Here is an 18004-nt window from a genome sequence, read left to right as displayed (position 1 = left end):
GCGAGGCCCCGAGCCCGAGTGGATTCGGGAACACGTGTGGAGGCAGGGCAACTGCCTGCCTCCACAAGGTGTGCGGCGCCGTTTGGTGATCGACTCGGTGACCGGCCCGGTGACCGGCTCAGTGGCCGACGAACCGCCCGAACGCCGCCGCGAGGCGCGACTCGCGGTTGGTGCGCTGCTCCTCGCCGTCGGCCGCCGACATTACGCGCAGGCCGACGTTCGTGCCCAGCCAGCGCAGCGGCTCGGGCTCCCAGCGCGGCGAGCGGTGCTGCACCCACGGCAGGCGCGTCAGGTCGGAGTACTGGTCGCGGATCAGGTCGGCGAGCGTACGTCCGGCCAGATTGGCGGTGCCGACGCCGTCGCCGACGTAGCCGCCCGCCCACGCCAGCTTGCGCGCCCGGTCCATGCCGCAACTGGCGTACCAGTCACGGGACACGCCCAACGCGCCGCCCCACTTGTGGGTGATCTTCGCGCCGCCCAGCGTGGGGAACAGCTCGCGGAGCACCCTGTGCAGTTCCGCGAACACCTTTTCGTCGCGGTCGAATTCGGGGCGGATCGAGGAGCCGAAGTGGTATGGCGCACCGCGCCCGCCGAAGGCCAGCCGTCCGTCCGCCGTCCGCTGCCCGTAGATGATCAGGTGCCGCAGGTCGCTGAACGTCTCGCGCTCGGCGAGCCCGACCTCGTCCCAGAAGCTGTCCGGCAGCGGCTCGGTGGCGATCATCAGGGAGTACACCGGCACCAAGTCGCGCCGGAAACCCGGAAGTTCGGGGGTGTACCCCTCGGTCGCCCGGACCACCATCTCGGCGCGTACGGTGCCGTTCGGCGTCACCGCGGCGCCACCGTCGATCAACGTGACCGGCGTGCCCTCGTAGATCGTGACGCCGCGCCGCTCGACCGCCTCGGCGAGCCCGCGCGCGAGCTTCGCCGGCTGGATGGCCGCGCAGTGCGGGGTGTAGACGGCGCCGAGGACATCGGTCGCGTTGAACCGCGCCCGGGCCTCGTCGGCGAGCAGCAACTGCACGTCGTCCTTGCCGAAGCCCCACGAGCGTTCGTCCTCGACCATGGCGTGCGCGCGGCGCATCTGCACGTGGCTGCGCGCGGCCATGATGGTGCCGCCCTTGGCGAAGCCGCAGTCGATGCCCTCGGCGGCCACGACGCGCCCGACCTCGTCGACGGTCGCGTTCATCGCGCGCTGCTGTGCGACGGCGCGCTCGCGCGTACTGCTGCGGGCGACCTTGGCCAGGCTCGCCGGGAACAGCGCCGAGCACCAGCCGCCGTTGCGGCCGGACGCGCCGAACCCGGCGATCTCGCGCTCCAGGACCGCGATGCGCAGCGACGGGTCGGCCTCGGCCAGGTAGTACGCGGTCCACAGGCCGGTGTAGCCGGCGCCGACGATCGCGACGTCGACGTCCAGGTCGCCGGACAGTGCGGGACGCGGCTTGACGTCCTCGTCCAGCGTGTCGAACCACAGGGACAGATCGCGGTAGCCGCTCACCGGCGCCACGTCCTCACATATTCGGGAACCGGCAACTCGTGGCGCAGGTCCGGGGCGGGGATCGGATCGTAGAACGTCTCGCCGAGCGGAACCGTGCCCGCCCATACGGGTGAGTCGAGATCGTCCTCGTCGTCGTCCGGGTCGCCCGCGGAGACCTTGACCGACGCCTCGTCCAGCGGCAGGGCCAGGACGAGCGTGGCCGCCAGCTCCTTGCCCTTGTGCGCACGGAGTTCGGCGCGGCGCCCGGGCATCAGGTGGTCGGTGAGCAGGTCGAGCGCGGCCGCCTTGGCGTCCCCGTCGACGACCTCGCAGCTGCCCAGGACCATCGCGCAGCGGTAGTTCATGGACGACTCGAACGCCGAGCGGGCCACGACCAGGCCGTCGAGCAGCGTCACGGTCAGGCAGGTCGGCGCGCCCGCGGCGAGGGTGCGGAACAGGCGGCTGCCGGTCGAGCCGTGGATGAGCACGCGGTCGCCGTCGCGGGCGTACGCGACGGGCAGGACGTACGGGCGCCCCTGCTCGTCGGACACCGCGACGTGCGCCACGAGACCGGCGTCGAGGACGGCGTGCAGGACCGCGCGGTCGGTGACCGCTTTCTCGGCGAGCCGTCGTATGCGCGTGCGGTCGGTGCTTCCCGGGGCGGGTGGTGCCGTGGCCAAGGTCGCGGGCCTTCTCTCGCGTAGGACGTCGGATACGACTGTGCCGTCGGCGTGCCAGAGGCGCGCCGACGGCACAGTCGCGAGGGTTGTCAGTATTGCTCGGGGAGTCGCCCGGCGGCATGCGCCGGGCCGGCGACTCGGTGGATCAGAGCTTGGTCCACGCCTCGGTGAGCACCGAGCGCAGGATCTGCTCGATCTCGTCGAAGGTGCCCTGGTCCGAGATCAGCGGCGGGGAGAGCTGGATGACCGGGTCGCCGCGGTCGTCGGCACGGCAGTACAGGCCGGCGTCGAAGAGCGCCTTCGACAGGAAGCCGTACAGGACGCGCTCGATCTCGTCGTCGTTGAAGGTCTCCTTGGTGGCCTTGTCCTTGACGAGCTCGATGCCGTAGAAGTACCCGTTGCCGCGCACGTCGCCGACGATCGGCAGGTCGAGCAGCTTCTGCAGGGTGGCCAGGAAGGCGCCTTCGTTGTCGAGGACGTGCTTGTTGAGGCCCTCGTTGTCGAAGATGTCGAGGTTGGCCAGCGCGACCGCCGACGAGACCGGGTGGCCGCCGAAGGTGTAGCCGTGCAGGAACATCTCCTCGCCCTTGTAGAAGGGCTCGGCGAGCTTGTCGGAGACGATCATCGCGCCGATCGGGGAGTAGCCCGAGGTCATGCCCTTGGCACACGTGATGATGTCCGGGACGTAGCCGAACTTCTCGCAGCCGAACATGGTGCCCAGGCGGCCGAACGCGCAGATGACCTCGTCGGAGACCATCAGGACGTCGTACTTGTCGCAGATCTCGCGGACCCGCTGGAAGTACCCGGGCGGGGGCGGGAAGCAGCCGCCCGCGTTCTGCACCGGCTCGACGAACACCGCGGCGACGGTCTCGGGGCCCTCGTTGAGGATCTGGACCTCGATCTGGTCGGCGGCCCAGCGGCCGAAGGCCTCGGGCGAGGAGTCGGCCAGGAACTCCGGCGCGCGGTAGATGTTGGTGTTCGGCACGCGGAACGTGGACGGCACCAGGGGCTCGTACGGCGCCTTCAGGCCCGGCAGGCCGGTGATCGACAGGGCGCCCTGCGGCGTGCCGTGGTACGCGGTCGTGCGCGACAGCACCTTGTGCTTGGTCGGCATGCCCTTGAGCTTGAAGTAGTGCTTGGCGAGCTTCCACGCGGACTCGACGGCCTCGCCGCCGCCGGTGGTGAAGAAGACCTTGTTCAGGTCGCCGGGGGCGTAGTTCGCCAGGCGCTCGGCCAGCTCGATCGCCTTCGGGTGCGCGTAGCTCCACACCGGGAAGAAGGCCAGCTCCTCGGCCTGCTTGCGGGCGACCTCGGCCAGCTCGGCGCGGCCGTGGCCCGCCTGCACGACGAACAGGCCCGCGAGGCCGTCGATGTACTTGCGGCCGTTGGAGTCCCAGATATGGACGCCCTCACCGCGCACGATCGTCGGGACGGGCGCGTTCTCGTACGACGACATGCGGGTGAAGTGCATCCACAGGTGGTCGTACGCCTTCTTCGACAAGGCGGCGGTGTCGAGCTGGTCTGTCATCGAGTACCCCATGTGTAGGTCTGCTTCCGGAGCTTGAGGTAGACGAAGCTCTCGGTGCTCCGTACTCCGGGGATCGCTCGGATCCTCTTGTTGATGATTTCGAGCAGGTGGTCGTCGTCCTCGCAGACGAGCTCCGCGATCAGATCGAAGGAACCGGCCGTGATGACGACGTAGTCCACCTCGTCCATGGTCGCAAGGATGTCCGCGACCGGCTCGATATCGCCTTCGACGCGCATGCCGACCATCGCCTGGCGGTGGAAGCCCACCGTCAGGGGGTCGGTGACCGCGACGATCTGCATGACGCCCTGGTCGAGAAGGCGCTGCACGCGCTGGCGCACCGCTGCCTCGGACAGGCCCACGGCCTTCCCGATGGCGGCGTACGAGCGGCGTCCGTCCTCCTGGAGCTGCTCGATGATCGCCATGGACACGGAGTCCAGCGATCCGCCCGGGTTCCTGTCTCGACTGGCCACGGCGTCACTCTGCCTTATCTGTCGGGTATTGCGCAAGGGAATCAGTTGACTTTCGTCCTGCGTACAACTGATTTAGTTGTTCTGCTGGGTCCATGCTGATGATCCCGGCAGGTATGGGGTTACTCTTGGCGCGGTACTGGCGGGGTCCCCGTGTGCCTCGCGGGAGTTTCACCCGGATACCGCAACGTGACGGCATCCTCCCGCGCGGCCAGGACCGGCGTACGACCACTTCGGCGAAGTCAGAGGAGACTGGGGACATGAGCGATCTGCGGACCCTGCGTAATTTCATCGACGGCAAGTTCGTCGACGCGGCCGACGGCCAGACCCTGAACATCGTCGACCCCGCGACCGGAGAGGTGTACGCGACCTCGCCGCTCTCGCGTGAGGCCGACATCGACGCGGCCATGCAGGCCGCCGCCAACGCCTTCGAATCGTGGAGCGAGACCACCCCCTCCGAGCGCCAGCTCGCCCTTCTCAAGATCGCCGATGCGTTCGAGAAGCGCGCGGACGAGCTGGTCGCCGCGGAGTGTCGCAACACCGGCAAGCCCCGGGGCCTGACCGCCTCCGAGGAAATCCCGCCGATGGTGGACCAGATCCGCTTCTTCGCGGGCGCCGCGCGCCTGCTGGAGGGCAAGTCCGCCGGCGAGTACATGGCGGGCCACACCTCCTTCGTGCGGCGCGAGCCGGTCGGCGTATGCGCCCAGGTCGCGCCGTGGAACTACCCGATGATGATGGCCGTGTGGAAGTTCGCGCCGGCTATCGCGGCGGGCAACACCGTCGTCCTCAAGCCGTCGGACACCACCCCGGAGTCCACCGTGCTGCTCGCCGAGATCATGGGCGAGATCCTGCCGCCCGGCGTCTTCAACGTGATCTGCGGCGACCGCGACACCGGCCGCCTGATGGTCGAGCACAAGACCCCGGCGATGGCCTCCATCACCGGCTCGGTACGCGCCGGCATGGCGGTCGCCGAGACCGCCTCGCGCGACCTCAAGCGCGTGCACCTGGAGCTCGGCGGCAAGGCCCCCGTCCTGGTGTTCGAGGACGCCGACATCCCCGGCGCGGTCGAGGGCATCGCGGGCGCCGGCTACTTCAACGCCGGCCAGGACTGCACCGCCGCCACGCGCGTGCTCGTCCACGAGAGCGTCCACGACGAGTTCGTGGCCAAGCTCGCCGAGGCCGCCGCCAACCTCAAGACCGCCGGCCCCGACGTCGAGGACGCCGACTTCGGCCCGGTCAACAACGTCAACCAGCTCGCCCAGGTCAGCGGCTTCATCGACCGCCTGCCCGAGCACGCCAAGGTCGAGGCGGGCGGCCACCGGGTCGGCGACACCGGCTTCTTCTACGCCGCGACCGTCGTCTCCGGGCTGCGCCAGGACGACGAGATCATCCAGAACGAGGTCTTCGGCCCGGTCATCACCGTGCAGAAGTTCGCGGACGAAGCCGAGGCGCTGGAGAACGCCAACGGCGTCGAGTACGCGCTCGCCTCGTCGGTGTGGACCAAGGACCACTCGCGCGCGATGCGCCTCGCGAAGAAGCTCGACTTCGGCTGCGTGTGGATCAACACCCACATCCCCCTGGTCGCCGAGATGCCGCACGGCGGGTTCAAGCACTCGGGCTACGGCAAGGACCTGTCGGCGTACGGCTTCGAGGACTACACGCGCATCAAGCACGTGATGTCGTACATCGAGGACTGACACGCCTGCCCGGGGCTCTCCCGGGCGTCCGGCGGGCACTCTCGGCGCCGCCCCGGCCGCAACGGCCGGGGCGGCGCCGTCGCGTTCGGGACGGTCCGGCGCGGACCCGGAACCAGCCTGTCAAGGTGTCCGCCGCACGCCTGACACGGTGCGTGTTGTCCCAGGTCAGCGGGCGGCGGCAGGATGCACGAGGTCCACCATCGAACGAGGAGCTCCCGCATGATCCGCAACCGCGTCGCCGTGCCTTCTTCGCGGATCGGCCGGGGCTTCGACCGCCGTACGCTCCTGCGCGGCGGCGGTGCGCTGGCCGCGGCCGGGACGCTCGCGGCATGCGGCGTACCGTCGGCGTACGTGCCGGAGAACAAGCGGACGGGCGTCGACAAAAGCGAGCAGGACAAGCGCGTGCGCTTCTCGAACTGGGCCCTCTACATCGACGTCGACGACGAGGACGAGAACGCGCACCCCACCCTCGACGCGTTCGCCGAGGAGACCGGCATCTCGGTGAAGTACACCGAGGAGATCAACGACAACGACGAGTTCTTCGGCAAGATCCACCCCGCGATCCAGGCGGGCAAGGAGCCGGGCCGCGACCTCATCGTCATCTCCGACTGGATGTGCACGCGCTTCGTCGGCCTCGGGTGGGTCCAGGAACTCGACAAGGCCAACCTGCCCAACGTGCAAGCCAACCTGGCGCCTTCGCTGCGCAGCCCGGGCTACGACCCGGAGCGCAAGCACACCGTGCCGTGGGCGAGCGGGATCACCGGCATTGCGTACAACAGGAAGGCGCTCGGGCGCGAGATCCGCCACGTCGAGGACCTGTGGGCCAAGGACCTCGCGGGCCGCGTGACGCTCTTCTCCGGCTTCATGGAGGCCGTGACACTGCTGATGATCGGCGAGGGGGCCGACGTCACCGCGTTCACCGAGAAGGACGTGGACAAGGTCATGGAGCGCGTGCAGAAGCTCGTCGACCGCAAGCACATCCGCAGCTTCACCGGGAACGACTACACGTCGGGCCTCGCGTCCGGCGACGTGATGGCCTGCATGGCGTACTCCGGCGACGTGCTGCAACTGCAACTCGACAACCCCGACATCGAGTTCGTGGTGCCCGAGGAGGGCGCCGAACTCTGGTCGGAGAACCTCATGATCCCCAACAAGGCCTCGCACAAGGCCAACGCCGAGGCCCTGATGGACTGGTACTACCGGCCCGAGGTCGCGGCGGATCTGGCGGCGTACGTGCAGTACATCTGCCCGGTACCGGCCGCCCGGGAGATCATCGCGGCGAGCGACGACGAGGAGGTCGCCGTCCTCGCCGACAACGAGCTGATGTTCCCGAGCGAGGAGACGCAGGCGCGCCTGCACACCATGCGCGAGGTCGGCGTCGACGAGTCGCGCGGGTGGGAGAAGGTGTGGGGCGGCATCATCGGCCTGTGAGCCGTACGCGCCCCCTCGTGTGCTCGAGGTCGTTCGGCGCCGCCCGATCGGCCGGTCAGCGGTCGCGCAGCACTTCTTCCTCGTCGTCGCCCGGCGGGTCTTCGGGGGCGTCGAAGCCCTGAGGATGTGGGCCCGCCGCGTCGTCGCCCGCGGTGCGCAGCGCGAGCTGCGGGAAGACGAGGACGGAGAGCATCCCCGCGCCGACCAGTGCCGCGGCGGTGCCGCCCGTCAAGTACTCGTTCTCGATCGCGATGTTCGTGATCACCACGATGAGCGGCAGCGCGGTCGAGGCGAACAGCGCCAGTTCGCGGCGGCGGTCGGCCAACTCCCCGCGTCCGGCCAGCACGTACGTCGGCACGCCGCGTACCACCAGGAACAGCAGCAGGATCACCGGGATCAGCGCGATCAGCTTCGGATCGCCGAGCAGCGCGTCGAGGTCGAACCGCACGCCGCTCATGACGAAGAAGATCGGCACGAAGAAGCCGAAGCCGATGCCGTCCAGCTTCGCCGAGATCATCTCCACCAGGGCGCCGGGCGTGTGCGTCAGCGACAGGCGCAGCGCGACGCCCGCGGTGAACGCGCCCAGCAGATTGTCCAGTTCGAGTTCGTCGGCGAACCACACCAGGACCACCGTCAGCAGCATCGCGAGCCGGATCGCGAGCTGGCCGCTGGAGTGCAGCGTGCGCTCCACGACGCGGTCCAGCCACGGGGGGTTCGGCCGGACCGCGAGCAAGACCGTGGCGGCGGCCAGCAGCGCGAAGACGGCGAGGGCGGCGATCGTCGCGCCAGGATGGCGTCCGCTCAGCAGCAGCGCGATCGCCACGATCGGGGCGAACTCGCCGACCGTGCCGATCGCCATGATCCGCGCACCCAGCGGCGTCGGCAGCAGGCCCGCGTCGCGGATGATCGGCAGGAAGGTGCCGAGCGCGGTCGTGGTGAGGGTGAGGCCGATGGCCACGCCGGTCATCGTCGCCCCCTCGACGACCAGCGACATCAGCAGGCCGGCACCGAGGCCGAGCACGAGCGACACCGCCCAGCCGGCCGCCGCGCTTCGCAGCGGCCGGCCCTTGATGCGCGGTACGTCGATCTCGTAGCCCGCGAGGAACATCAGCATCACGAGCCCGAACTCGGAGAGCCCGCCCACGACCGGGCCGTCCCTGTCGATCCAGCCCAGGACATCGGGACCGGCCAGCACACCGAGCAGGATTTCGACGACCACGGTCGGCACGCGCACCCACCGGGAGACACCGGCGGTCGCGATCGGCGCCAGCGCCACCATCAGGATGACCACGACGAGACCTTTGGTGCCCTCCATGCAACCTCCCGTCGTGGGCCGGTTGGTGATCATATGTAGCCAACGGGACAAATCGCAGCAGCCGCGCGGGGCGCGCGGCGCGGGAGGCATCGCCTCCGGCTCGATAGGCTCAGGGCCTATGACCAGCACCCCCGCCCAGCCTTCGCAGGCCCCCTCCCACGACCCCGCCGCCGGCCTCGACGGCGATCTCGCAGACGGCGTCGCAGACGGTCTCGCCGACGACGAGCGGACATGGGACGTCGTGGTCGTCGGGGCGGGCCCCGCGGGCGCATCCGCGGCACTCGCGGCGGCCGAGGCGGGCCGTACGGTCCTCCTGGTCGAGAAGGCGGCGCTGCCGCGCTACAAGACGTGCGGCGGCGGCATCATCGGCCCGTCCGCAGGGGCCCTCCCGGACGGGTTCCGGCTGCCGGCCAAGGAGCACGTGCGCTCCGTCGCGTTCACGATGCGGGGACGCTGGCGCCGCACCCGCCGCGCACGTTCCGGACAAACGATGTTCTCGCTGGTCAACCGCCCCGAATTCGACGCCGGGCTGGTCGACGCGGCCCGCGCGGCGGGGGCGGTCGTCCGCGAGGGAGCCACCGTCCAGCGCATCGACCAGGACGCCCGATCTGTCGTCCTGACGCTCGCCGACGGCGGCACGCTCCGCGCCCGGGCGCTGGTCGGGGCGGACGGCAGCGCGGGGCGTACCAGCGCGTACGTGGGCGTCACCTTCGAACAGGTGGACCTCGGCCTCGAATCCGAGATCCCCGTCCCGCCCGAGGTCGCCGACCACTGGCGCGGCACGGTGCTCATCGACTGGGGGCCGATCCCCGGTTCGTACGCCTGGGTCTTCCCCAAAGACGACGTCCTCACCGTCGGCGTCATCTGCGCCCGCGGCAACGGCGAAGCCACCCGCGCCTACCTCCGCGACTTCATCGCGAGCCAGGCACTGTCCGGCTTCCCCCCGTCGGTCACCTCGGGCCACCTCACCCGCTGCCGCACCGACGAATCCCCGCTCTCCCGCGGACGCGTCGTGGTCGCGGGCGACGCCGCGGGACTCCTCGAACCGTGGACCCGCGAGGGCATCTCCTTCGCCCTCCGCTCCGGCCGCGCCGCGGGCGAGGCCGCCGCCCTCGTGGCCGCCGCCCACGACGACGCGGACGTCAAGGAAGCCACCGAGTCCTACCGGACCCGCATCGACACCACCCTCGGCCGCGAGATGCGCGCCGGCCGCCTCATGCTCGCCGCGTTCACCCGCCGCCCTGCGGTCTTCCACGGCGCCGTGACCACGATCCCCAAGGCCTGGACCGCCTTCCAGGCCATCGTCCAGGGCCGCAAGACGCTCGCCGCGTACGTCGAACGAACCCCCGTCAAAAAGACCCTGGCCCGCCTCGCCCGCTGAAGCGGACCGACGAGCCAGGGCCCAATCTGCTCAAAGCCCAAGGTCGAACGCAGCTTCCGTGTCGTTCGGACCGGTGCCGAGTAGTCGATCGCCCGCTCCGGGGCGATGGTGACGAATGCGCCTGGCAGCGCGTCCAGTGTGTCCGATGGGGTCTCGTCGTGAGCGTGGATGGTGGCGGCGAACGCCGCCATTCGATGTTCGCTGACGCGTCGGCGGGGTTGGTGATCCGTGGGATGTTGTCCGGCCCCGCGGTGGTCGGATGCAGGGTAAGCGTGTGGCAGCCTTCGGGTCCGAACCCGAAGGGACCGCGAGCCCAACGGGACGTCGCGCGATTCTGACTGACGACGAGGAGCATGACGGGCAACTTGGACTTCGCGGCGAGGAAGCCGACGTAGTATGCCCAACAGGACGGCTTGTCCAAGTCCTTCTTGCCCTGCGATTCCACCGCGAGCAGGAAGCTCTCGCGTTCGGGCGGGTCGATGCGTAAGACCGTGTCGATACGGCGCTCCACCGGGCGCATCTCCGTCACATCAGGCGTCACGACCGTGAAGGACGCGTCGGCCGGCAACGGCAGGCACAGGAGTTCGAAGATTGCCGACAGCACTTCCGGATGCTCCTGGATGATCCGGTGTGTCGCTTCGTGGTTCGAAGTGACCATGCGGCGACGTTAGGGCGGCCGAACGGGTGAGCGGTGGCGTACGCCAGGTAGTTCACTCGAATGGCCCAGCGCACGCCGGAGTGAACACGGTGAGACCGCGTCCAGCGTCGGCATATGCTCTGCGGCAGAACGGACATGATGGTCCGTCAGAGATGCAGAGAAGAAGCTGAGCGCATGCTCATGGGGCTGGACGACGTCCCTTGGAATTCGCTGAAGCACCACTACGGGTCCGCGGAGGATGTTCCCGGCCTGCTGCGGGATCACCTCGACCCCGCCGGTCGGACGCGTTGTGCGGGATGGGGTGATCGGGGTTCGTGCGGGTCGTCGGATGCCGACGACCCGCACGGGTCGACCGTCTGCTGTCCGATTTAGACGGTCGAGCTGGTGGTACGGGCGCGCATGCGCGCCAGTTGGACCAGGGCGGTGCCGAGGAGCAGGAGGCCGAGGGCGCCGCCGGCCATGGAGAGGGTCCAGGGGACCAGGCCGGTCTTGGGGAGGGCGGTCGGGGAGTTGGGCGTGTTGTCGGTGATGGGGGCAGGGCTTCCGGGCGCGGCGCCGTCTCCGGCCGCGGGGGTGCCGCCGGGTGGCCGGCGGTTGGCGGCCGCGGTCGTGCCGGATCCTTCGCCCGCGTGCACGGTGAACCCGATGACGTTGGGGGCGTTGCTGCCGAAGGAGAGGCGGAGAGGTCCGTCCTGGCCGAGGACGACACGCAGGTTGGTGGCGCCTTGGGGGACCACGACGACGGTGAAGGTCGAGATGTCGGACTGGTCGACCAGCGGCACCGCGACGGGCGCCGCGCGGCCTGCCTGTGCGCCGCCGGGGCGGGTGGCGGGCAGGTAGCGGATGTCGGCGGTCCAGGTCCGGGACTCGCCCGGCTTCAAGGCAGGAAGTGTGCAGCGGAAGCTGTCGCGCCAGCCGTCGCCGATCGGCGGCGCGGCGGCGCAGCCCGGGACCGCGGGGATCTCGAGTTGGTTCGTGCTGAACGCGTAGACGTCACGCGCGGGTTGGGCCTTGTCGGTGCTGTTGCCGACAGTGAAGGTGATCGAGCCGAGCCCGGTTGTCGCGTCGATGCTGACCTGGCGCGTGATGCCCACGCCGTACGAGCGCGCGGTGGAGGCGCTGGGGGACGCCGGAGCGGAGGTGCTGGTGGGCGGCGGACTGGTCGGGGCGGTGGTCCTGGTGGGGGGAGTGGACGTTGTGGGCTTTGTCGGCGGGGCCGTTCGGGTTGTCGGCGGCTTGCCGGTCGGCGTGGTGGTGGTCGGTTTGGTGGTGGTCGGCTCGGTCGGCGGTTTTGTCGCCTCCGTGGTGCTGGGGGAGACCGTGGGGATCGTCGGTTCGCCCGGCCGAATGCTCGTGGTGTGACTGTGGTGCCAGTGCCCCGGGTGCCCCGGGTGTTCCCCCCTGGTGCCGGAGTCGGCGATGGCCAGCCCCGCTTGCACGGTCAGGGCCAGGCCGACGGGGAAGGCGACGACAATTGACGCCTTCCGCACTCTTTGTGATCGAAATTTGCGTGGGATGGCCACGCGGCAGCCCCCTCATAGAAAAATGGCACAAATGGATCTTGCTTTTCCCGCCCGATATCCATTGGCCGTGTCGCTTTGTTTTACCATGAACCGCCGGGAATTCTGCTGGGCTCTCCGGCGTATGTTTCACCCGAAAGTGGGATTGTGGTGCGGGGGGAAGTGGGGGGCGGGATGCCGCGCGGACAGGGGTACGCCGAGGGTGGCCAGATGGTCGGCGGCCGATATCAATTGGTCAGTGTCATCGGCAGCGGTGGCATGGGCACCGTGTGGCGCGCACACGACCAGTTGTTGGACCGGCCGGTCGCCGCAAAGGTGCTGAATGTAGTTTTCGGCCGGGATTCCGAGGAACAGCACCGGCGCGAACGTTCGCTGCGCGAGGCGCGCGCCACGGCGCGTATCAATCATCCGAATGTCGTGCGTGTGTACGACTATGTCGAGGACGACGATCGTTTGTGGATCGTCATGGAGTTGGTCGCCGCGCGTTCGCTCGACGCCGTTCTCGACGAGGACGGCCCGATGACGCCGCGGGACGCCGCCGGGGTCGGGGTGCAGCTCGCCCGCGCGCTGCGTACCGTGCACGACCACGGCGTGCTGCACCGCGACGTCAAGCCGGGCAACGTGCTCATCGAGCCCGACGGCCACGCGGTGCTCACCGACTTCGGGATCGCCGCCCTTGAGGGCACCAGCGGGCTGACCGGCACGGGCGCCATCGTGGGTTCCCCCGAGTTCATGGCCCCCGAGCGCATCGAGAGCGAGAGCCCGGGACCCGCGTCCGACCTGTGGTCGCTGGGGGTCACCCTGTGCGCCGCGGTGACCGGGCAGTCGCCGTTCCGGCGCGCCACTCCGGTCGCCACGCTCGCGGCCATCGTCATCGCCGAACCCGAAGTCCCGCAAGGGATAGGGCCATTGGAGCCACTGGTACGCGCGCTCTTCGCCCGTCAGCCGGACAAGCGTCCGACGGCCGGCGAGGTGATGGCGATGCTGGAGAGCGTCCTCAGCGAGGAGGTCCGGCAGCACGCGAACGAGCCGACGCACCTCGTGACCGCGCTGCCCACCGACGCGCCGACCTGGCGGATGCGCCTCAAGCGCCTCACCAACCCGCGCGATGCGTCGACCGCGGACCTCACCGTGGTCACGTCCAGGGCGTCCACGGCACCCGTCGAAGACTCGACCGCGTCGCTCGCCAAGCCCGCGGTACGCGAGACCCCCGTCGACCACCCGGCGGCCGACCCCACCGGGTCCCTGCCGCGTGTCCCCGCACCGCCGTCGGCCGCCGAAGTGCCTTCGACAGGCGGAACGTTCGTCCCGCCGGCGGGGTCGGCGGGGTCGGCTGGCGGCGCGACCGCGGAAACACGCGCGTCGCCCGGGTTGTCCGGCGCGACCCGACCGTCGACGACACCTCTCGGTCCCACCTTGACCCCGCTGCCCGACGACGCACCGCCAGAGGCGCGGCGCACCTGGTGGCGCCGCCGGGTCGTGGTCGTACCGCTGGCGGTGACAGTCGTCGTGGCGGCGGTGGTCGGGATCGCACTCGCCCTGCAGGGCGACAAGGGGGCCGGTCGCAGCGGCAGCGTCGGCATCGACGCCCCTACGGTCGGGGGTACGCTGCCCGCCGGCGGCGCGGCTCCCACCCTCGGTGAGGCGGCCCGGTCCGGCGTGACTCCCCTGCCGCAGGCCGCCGTTGCCGCGTACCCGCCGGTCGTCCCGACGACCGCACCGGCCGGCGTCCCGCTCGCGACGGCCGACGAGAAGCGGTTCACCTGGCCGGTCCCCGCGGCGTGGTCGCGTGCCGAGCGGGACCAGACGATCAGCTACGTCGGGCCCGGGCGCAATTCCGTGCTCGCCGCGCGTACCGCGTTCAAGCAGACCGACGATTTGTTGGGCGCGTGGCGCGAGGAGGAGAGCAAAGCGCCGGCGGTGCTCGCGGGTTACCAGCGGATCCTTTTCGAGACGCGGACGATCCGCGGAAACCCCGGTGTGGTGTGGGAGTACACGTGGACCGAGGCGGGCGTCGAACGGCACGCCGTCCTCGCCGCGTTCCTGGAGAACGGCCTCTATGTCGAGGTTGACGTGTTCAGCAATCCGGCCGCATGGGAGCAGGACCAGGCGCTGTTCCAGTGGGCGTTGCAGAACATCCGGCTGGCCACCGGAGGCGCCTGACCGGGTTCCGCCGTGCCGCGGCCGCGCACCCGTGCCGCACCGCGCGCTGCTACCGCCGCAGCGCCTCCAGCCCCAGCAGCGCAACATGCAGCGAAAGGCAGCTCTCCACCTGGTCGAGGTCCACCGACAGGACACGCTCGATCCGGTGCAGCCGCTCGTAGAAGGAGGGCCGTGACAAGTGCGCGGCGTCGGCGGCGGCGGACTTGTTGCGGCCGTGCTCCAAGTACACGCCGAGCATCTGCACCAGCTGCGTGCCGTGCTGCGCGTCGTACGCGAGCAGCGGCCCCAACTCCCGTTCCACGTACGTCTGCAGCCGCGCGTCGTCGCGAAGCAGGTGCAGCAGCCCGCGCAACCGCACGTCCGGCAGCCGGTAGAAGGCCGCGCCGCCGCCCTGGTGCACCGCCGCGTCCGCGACCTGCGTGGCCTCCAACAGCGAACGCCGCGCGTCGCGCACCGCGCCCACGGACGAGCCGACCGCGATGACGATGTCGGCCGCGATGTCGGGCGCGAGCTTGCGCAGCGTGACGGAGAAACCTTCCAGCGCCGCGTCCTCGGTGTCCTGTGCGCCCAGCGCCACGAGGAGGCCGACGCTGTCGTCGTCCAGTCCGCCGACGAGGGCGGCGAGCCGACGCTCGCGTACGGCGGCCGCGGCCGTCTCGGTGAAGTCCCGCAGCCGTGCCTGGGACTCGAGTGCCGCCGGACTCACCCCGCGGCGCAGTCGCAGCACCACGCCGACCAGGCGGCGTCCTTCCAGCTGCACCCCCAAGGCCCGTGCGCGCAGGGTGACTTCGGCGACCGTGTAGGAGTGCGTCAGGATGCCGGAGAGCAGCGTGCGGTGCGTCTGCCGCTCCAGCGTCTCGCGGTCGCGCACCACGAGCCGGTTCAGCGCGAGCGTGGACGCCGCGCGCTCCAGCAGCATGGTCTGCTGCGGCGGGGGAGAGGTGCCGTCGCCGACCAGGATCAGGCGGCCCCAGTCGTGGCCGCGGGCACCCACCATCGTGACCAGCCACCCGGCGCGCTCGTCGAAGCCGGTGCGCGCGCCCAGGCGTACCTGCCGCGACCGGTCCTCCCAGTGGTCCAGCAGCGATTCCGCGCGCACCCCCGCCGCGTCGTACGCGAGCACCTGGTGTGCCAGGTTCTCCAGCACCACCGGCCGGCCCGACATCCGCGACGCCTGCCGCACCACGTCGCCGGGCTCCGCGCCCTCGACGGCCAGCTCGTTGAACGCCTGGTGCACCGCCTCGGACGCCTGCAGTTCGGCGAGCTGCGCGTCGATGATCAGGCCGTGCACCGCCTCGGTGATGCCCACGAAGTGGGTCTCGTGGCGCAGCGTGACGACCGGGAGACCGGCCTGCTCGGCGGCGGCGACCAGGGCCCGGGGGAGTGTGTCGGCGTACCGGCGGCCGAGCTCGATGACGAGTCCCGCGGCGTCCACCTCGACCAGGTCGCGGACGTAGCGCTGCAGCCCCTCGCGCTCCTCGGGCAGCGCGATGCCGGTCGCGAGCACGAGCTCGCCGCCCCGCAGCAGCCGGGCGGCGTCCGGGATCTCGCTGATGTGCACCCACCGGACGGGTCGGGACAGGCCGCGCTCGCCCGCGACGACCTGGGGCATTCCGCGGCGTACGGCGTCGAGGGCCACTACGTCGGCGACCGTGGGAAACACTGACCTACCTCCACAACCTGTAAATGCGCACTGGCGCACCACTGCCATCGTGACAGGTTGCGTGCCGCAAGCGACGCTCCCCCCGAACGTACGCCCGAGCCCGAAACCGGACACCGGGCCTTGCCGATGTGTAAAGCCATGCGGCCCCGGCCTGTCGTCGTGGCAGTTGCGGCACCGGGTGTCGGGACGGCATCGTCCTACGCTGACGCGGTAGACGCGCCGATCGGATGGATACATCAGCCAGAATGGCACCTGACCACGGATTCCATCGCAAACAACGGTCAATTCTGTGGAGACCATCCTTCCGGATGGCCAACCGCGAAGCTCAACGGCGAGCCGCGCGGCAGCCCCGCAGGCACGGCCGGGACCCCGCACCATTGAGGGAAGACGTACGTCGGGACTGCCGTTCAGCGCAGTCCGCCGGATTCGAGCAGGGAGCGCCAGTGGAGGGCCGAATGCAGGACTTCGCCGAAGGTCACCAGTTCATCGGGGGCCGCCTGCGGTCCGGATCGTCCGGTGAGACCTTCGATGTCACCAACCCGGCGGACGGGCGGATCGTCGAGACCGTCACGCTCGCCGACACGACCGACGTCGACAGTGCCGTCGCCGCCGCGAGTGCCGCCTTCCCCGAGTGGTCCCGTGCCACCCCGGCCGACCGTGCCGGGGCGCTCAACCGGCTCGCCGCGGTGCTGGCGGAGCGGGCCGAGGACTTCGCGCGGGCCGAGACCGCCCAGGCCGGCAAGCCGATCAAGCTGACACGCGAATTCGACGTGCCCGGCACGATTGACAACGTCTCCTACTTCGCGGGCGCCGCGCGCAACCTCGAGGGCAAGGCGTCCGCCGAGTACACCGGCGACCACACCTCCTCGATCCGCCGCGAGCCCATCGGCGTGGTCGGCTCGATCGCGCCGTGGAACTACCCGCTGCAGATGGCCGCGTGGAAGATCCTCCCGGCGATCGCGTCCGGCAACACGATCGTGCTCAAGCCCGCCGAGATCACGCCGCTGACGTCGCTGATGTTCGCGCAGGCCTGCACCGACGCCGGCATCCCCGACGGCGTGGTCAACGTCGTCACCGGCAAGGGCCGCACGGTCGGCGAGTACCTGATGGCGCACCGCGACGTGTCGATGATCTCGTTCACCGGCTCCACCGGGGTCGGCAAGCGCGTCGCCGAGGTCGCCATCCAGACCGTCAAGCGCATGCACCTCGAACTCGGCGGCAAGGCCCCCTTCGTGGTCTTCGACGACGCCGACCTCGACGCCGCCGTGCACGGTGCGGTGGCCGCGTCGCTGATCAACACCGGCCAGGACTGCACCGCGGCGACGCGCGCGTACGTCCAGCGCCCGCTGTTCGACGCGTTCGTCGAGGGCGTCGCCGAGCTGTACGCCGCGGTCCGGCACGGCGACACCATGGACCCGTCCACCGACAACGGCCCCCTGGTCTCGCGCCGCCAGCAGGAGTCGGTCGCCGGCTTCATCGAGCGCGCGCGCGGCTACGGCGCCAAGATCGTGGTGGGCGGCGAGGCCCCCGGCGGCGACCTGGCGAACGGCGCGTTCTACCGCCCGACCCTGGTCACCGGCGTGGCCCAGGACGCCGAGATCGTGCAGGACGAGATCTTCGGCCCGGTCCTGGTCGTGCTGCCGTTCGACGGCGACGAAGAGGGCATCCGGCTCGCCAACGACACCCCGTACGGCCTGGCCGCCTCGGCCTGGACGCGCGACGTGTTCCGGGCCGGCCGCGCGACCCGCGAGATCCAGGCGGGCTGCGTGTGGGTCAACGACCACATCCCGATCATCAGCGACATGCCGCACGGCGGCTACAAGGCCTCCGGCTTCGGCAAGGACATGTCGCAGTACTCGTTCGACGAGTACACGAACGTCAAGCACGTGATGTACGACATCACGGCGGTCGCCAAGAAGGACTGGCATCGCACGATCTTCGGAGACCGGTAACCACCCCATAGCCGAGACACACGCGGTACGGCGGGCCAACCGCCGTACCGCGTACTTCGGCCTGTACCAACGCAC

General features: G+C 70.3%; 14 protein-coding genes. 6 read left to right on the top strand and 8 right to left on the bottom strand.

The window, feature by feature from the left end; all coding sequences use genetic code 11:
* Nucleotides 1–118 precede the first annotated feature (118 nt).
* From ACWD12_RS17180 to ACWD12_RS17165, 4 genes are all read right to left on the bottom strand, one after another.
* Nucleotides 119–1495, bottom strand: a complete 1377-nt coding sequence (locus ACWD12_RS17180) for an NAD(P)/FAD-dependent oxidoreductase (RefSeq protein ID WP_450100184.1) — start codon at nt 1493–1495, stop codon at nt 119–121.
* Complete coding sequence (locus tag ACWD12_RS17175; protein WP_450100183.1) at nt 1492–2154, bottom strand: pyridoxamine 5'-phosphate oxidase family protein; 663 nt, start codon at nt 2152–2154, stop codon at nt 1492–1494. The genes ACWD12_RS17180 and ACWD12_RS17175 overlap by 4 nt, the downstream gene beginning before the upstream one ends.
* A gap of 145 nt (nt 2155–2299) precedes the next feature.
* Nucleotides 2300–3682, bottom strand: coding sequence for an aspartate aminotransferase family protein (locus tag ACWD12_RS17170; RefSeq protein WP_358362088.1), 1383 nt, complete (start codon nt 3680–3682; stop codon nt 2300–2302).
* Nucleotides 3679–4152 carry an Lrp/AsnC family transcriptional regulator gene (locus tag ACWD12_RS17165; RefSeq protein ID WP_358362091.1) on the bottom strand — a complete coding sequence of 158 codons (474 nt, stop codon included), beginning with the start codon at nt 4150–4152 and terminating at the stop codon, nt 3679–3681. Before ACWD12_RS17165 ends, ACWD12_RS17170 begins: the two co-directional genes overlap by 4 nt.
* 257 nt (nt 4153–4409) lie before the next feature.
* On the opposite strand from ACWD12_RS17165, the gene ACWD12_RS17160 reads away from it, so the two are divergent.
* The gene (locus ACWD12_RS17160; RefSeq protein ID WP_358362093.1) at nt 4410–5846 is read left to right on the top strand and encodes a gamma-aminobutyraldehyde dehydrogenase; all 1437 of its coding nucleotides are present in this window, start codon (nt 4410–4412) and stop codon (nt 5844–5846) included.
* Between the two features lie 219 nt (nt 5847–6065).
* Entirely contained in the window at nt 6066–7277 is a 1212-nt protein-coding gene (locus tag ACWD12_RS17155) for a polyamine ABC transporter substrate-binding protein (protein ID WP_450100182.1), read from the top strand.
* A 55-nt stretch (nt 7278–7332) separates the two neighbouring features.
* Here the strand turns inward: ACWD12_RS17155 and ACWD12_RS17150 are convergent, their stop codons facing one another.
* The gene (locus ACWD12_RS17150; protein ID WP_450100181.1) at nt 7333–8592 is read right to left on the bottom strand and encodes a cation:proton antiporter; all 1260 of its coding nucleotides are present in this window, start codon (nt 8590–8592) and stop codon (nt 7333–7335) included.
* Nucleotides 8593–8710: 118 nt separating this feature from the next.
* Between ACWD12_RS17150 and ACWD12_RS17145 the strand changes: the two genes are divergently transcribed.
* Nucleotides 8711–9973, top strand: coding sequence for a geranylgeranyl reductase family protein (locus tag ACWD12_RS17145; RefSeq protein ID WP_450100180.1), 1263 nt, complete (start codon nt 8711–8713; stop codon nt 9971–9973).
* Here the strand turns inward: ACWD12_RS17145 and ACWD12_RS17140 are convergent.
* Both ACWD12_RS17140 and ACWD12_RS17135 read right to left on the bottom strand, forming a co-directional pair.
* Entirely contained in the window at nt 9942–10631 is a 690-nt protein-coding gene (locus ACWD12_RS17140) for a hypothetical protein (protein WP_450100179.1), read from the bottom strand. The two genes, ACWD12_RS17145 and ACWD12_RS17140, sit on opposite strands and share 32 nt — an antisense overlap.
* A gap of 368 nt (nt 10632–10999) precedes the next feature.
* Entirely contained in the window at nt 11000–11725 is a 726-nt protein-coding gene (locus ACWD12_RS17135) for a hypothetical protein (RefSeq protein WP_450100178.1), read from the bottom strand.
* Here ACWD12_RS17135 and ACWD12_RS17130 point away from each other — a divergent pair.
* A complete protein-coding gene (locus ACWD12_RS17130; RefSeq protein ID WP_450100177.1) occupies nt 11718–11993 on the top strand; it encodes a hypothetical protein in 276 nt (91 codons plus the stop codon). The genes ACWD12_RS17135 and ACWD12_RS17130 overlap by 8 nt on opposite strands.
* Before the next feature lie 332 nt (nt 11994–12325).
* Nucleotides 12326–14314 carry a protein kinase domain-containing protein gene (locus ACWD12_RS17125; RefSeq protein ID WP_450100176.1) on the top strand — a complete coding sequence of 663 codons (1989 nt, stop codon included), beginning with the start codon at nt 12326–12328 and terminating at the stop codon, nt 14312–14314.
* Nucleotides 14315–14363: 49 nt separating this feature from the next.
* Here ACWD12_RS17125 and ACWD12_RS17120 read toward each other — a convergent pair whose 3' ends face one another.
* Nucleotides 14364–15977, bottom strand: coding sequence for a PucR family transcriptional regulator (locus ACWD12_RS17120; RefSeq protein WP_450100175.1), 1614 nt, complete (start codon nt 15975–15977; stop codon nt 14364–14366).
* Nucleotides 15978–16432: 455 nt separating this feature from the next.
* Here ACWD12_RS17120 and ACWD12_RS17115 point away from each other — a divergent pair, with 455 nt between their 5' ends.
* Complete coding sequence (locus ACWD12_RS17115; RefSeq protein WP_450100174.1) at nt 16433–17929, top strand: gamma-aminobutyraldehyde dehydrogenase; 1497 nt, start codon at nt 16433–16435, stop codon at nt 17927–17929.
* The last annotated feature ends 75 nt before the right edge of the window (nt 17930–18004 follow it).

The organism is Streptodolium elevatio, assembly GCF_053592165.1.
The sequence above is the reverse complement of the archived record's forward strand: the minus strand, read 5'-3'. Positions and strand labels throughout refer to the sequence as shown.

Excerpts from the sequence above, each read along its gene's own strand:
- ACWD12_RS17170 (WP_358362088.1), bottom strand. The coding sequence starts at position 3,682 with ATGACAGACCAGCTCGACACCGCCGCCTTGTCGAAGAAGGCGTACGAC.
- ACWD12_RS17160 (WP_358362093.1), top strand. The coding sequence starts at position 4,410 with ATGAGCGATCTGCGGACCCTGCGTAATTTCATCGACGGCAAGTTCGTC.
- ACWD12_RS17155 (WP_450100182.1), top strand. The coding sequence starts at position 6,066 with ATGATCCGCAACCGCGTCGCCGTGCCTTCTTCGCGGATCGGCCGGGGC.
- ACWD12_RS17150 (WP_450100181.1), bottom strand. The coding sequence starts at position 8,592 with ATGGAGGGCACCAAAGGTCTCGTCGTGGTCATCCTGATGGTGGCGCTG.
- ACWD12_RS17145 (WP_450100180.1), top strand. The coding sequence starts at position 8,711 with ATGACCAGCACCCCCGCCCAGCCTTCGCAGGCCCCCTCCCACGACCCC.
- ACWD12_RS17140 (WP_450100179.1), bottom strand. The coding sequence starts at position 10,631 with ATGGTCACTTCGAACCACGAAGCGACACACCGGATCATCCAGGAGCAT.
- ACWD12_RS17130 (WP_450100177.1), top strand. The coding sequence starts at position 11,718 with ATGCCCACGCCGTACGAGCGCGCGGTGGAGGCGCTGGGGGACGCCGGA.
- ACWD12_RS17125 (WP_450100176.1), top strand. The coding sequence starts at position 12,326 with ATGCCGCGCGGACAGGGGTACGCCGAGGGTGGCCAGATGGTCGGCGGC.
- ACWD12_RS17115 (WP_450100174.1), top strand. The coding sequence starts at position 16,433 with ATGCAGGACTTCGCCGAAGGTCACCAGTTCATCGGGGGCCGCCTGCGG.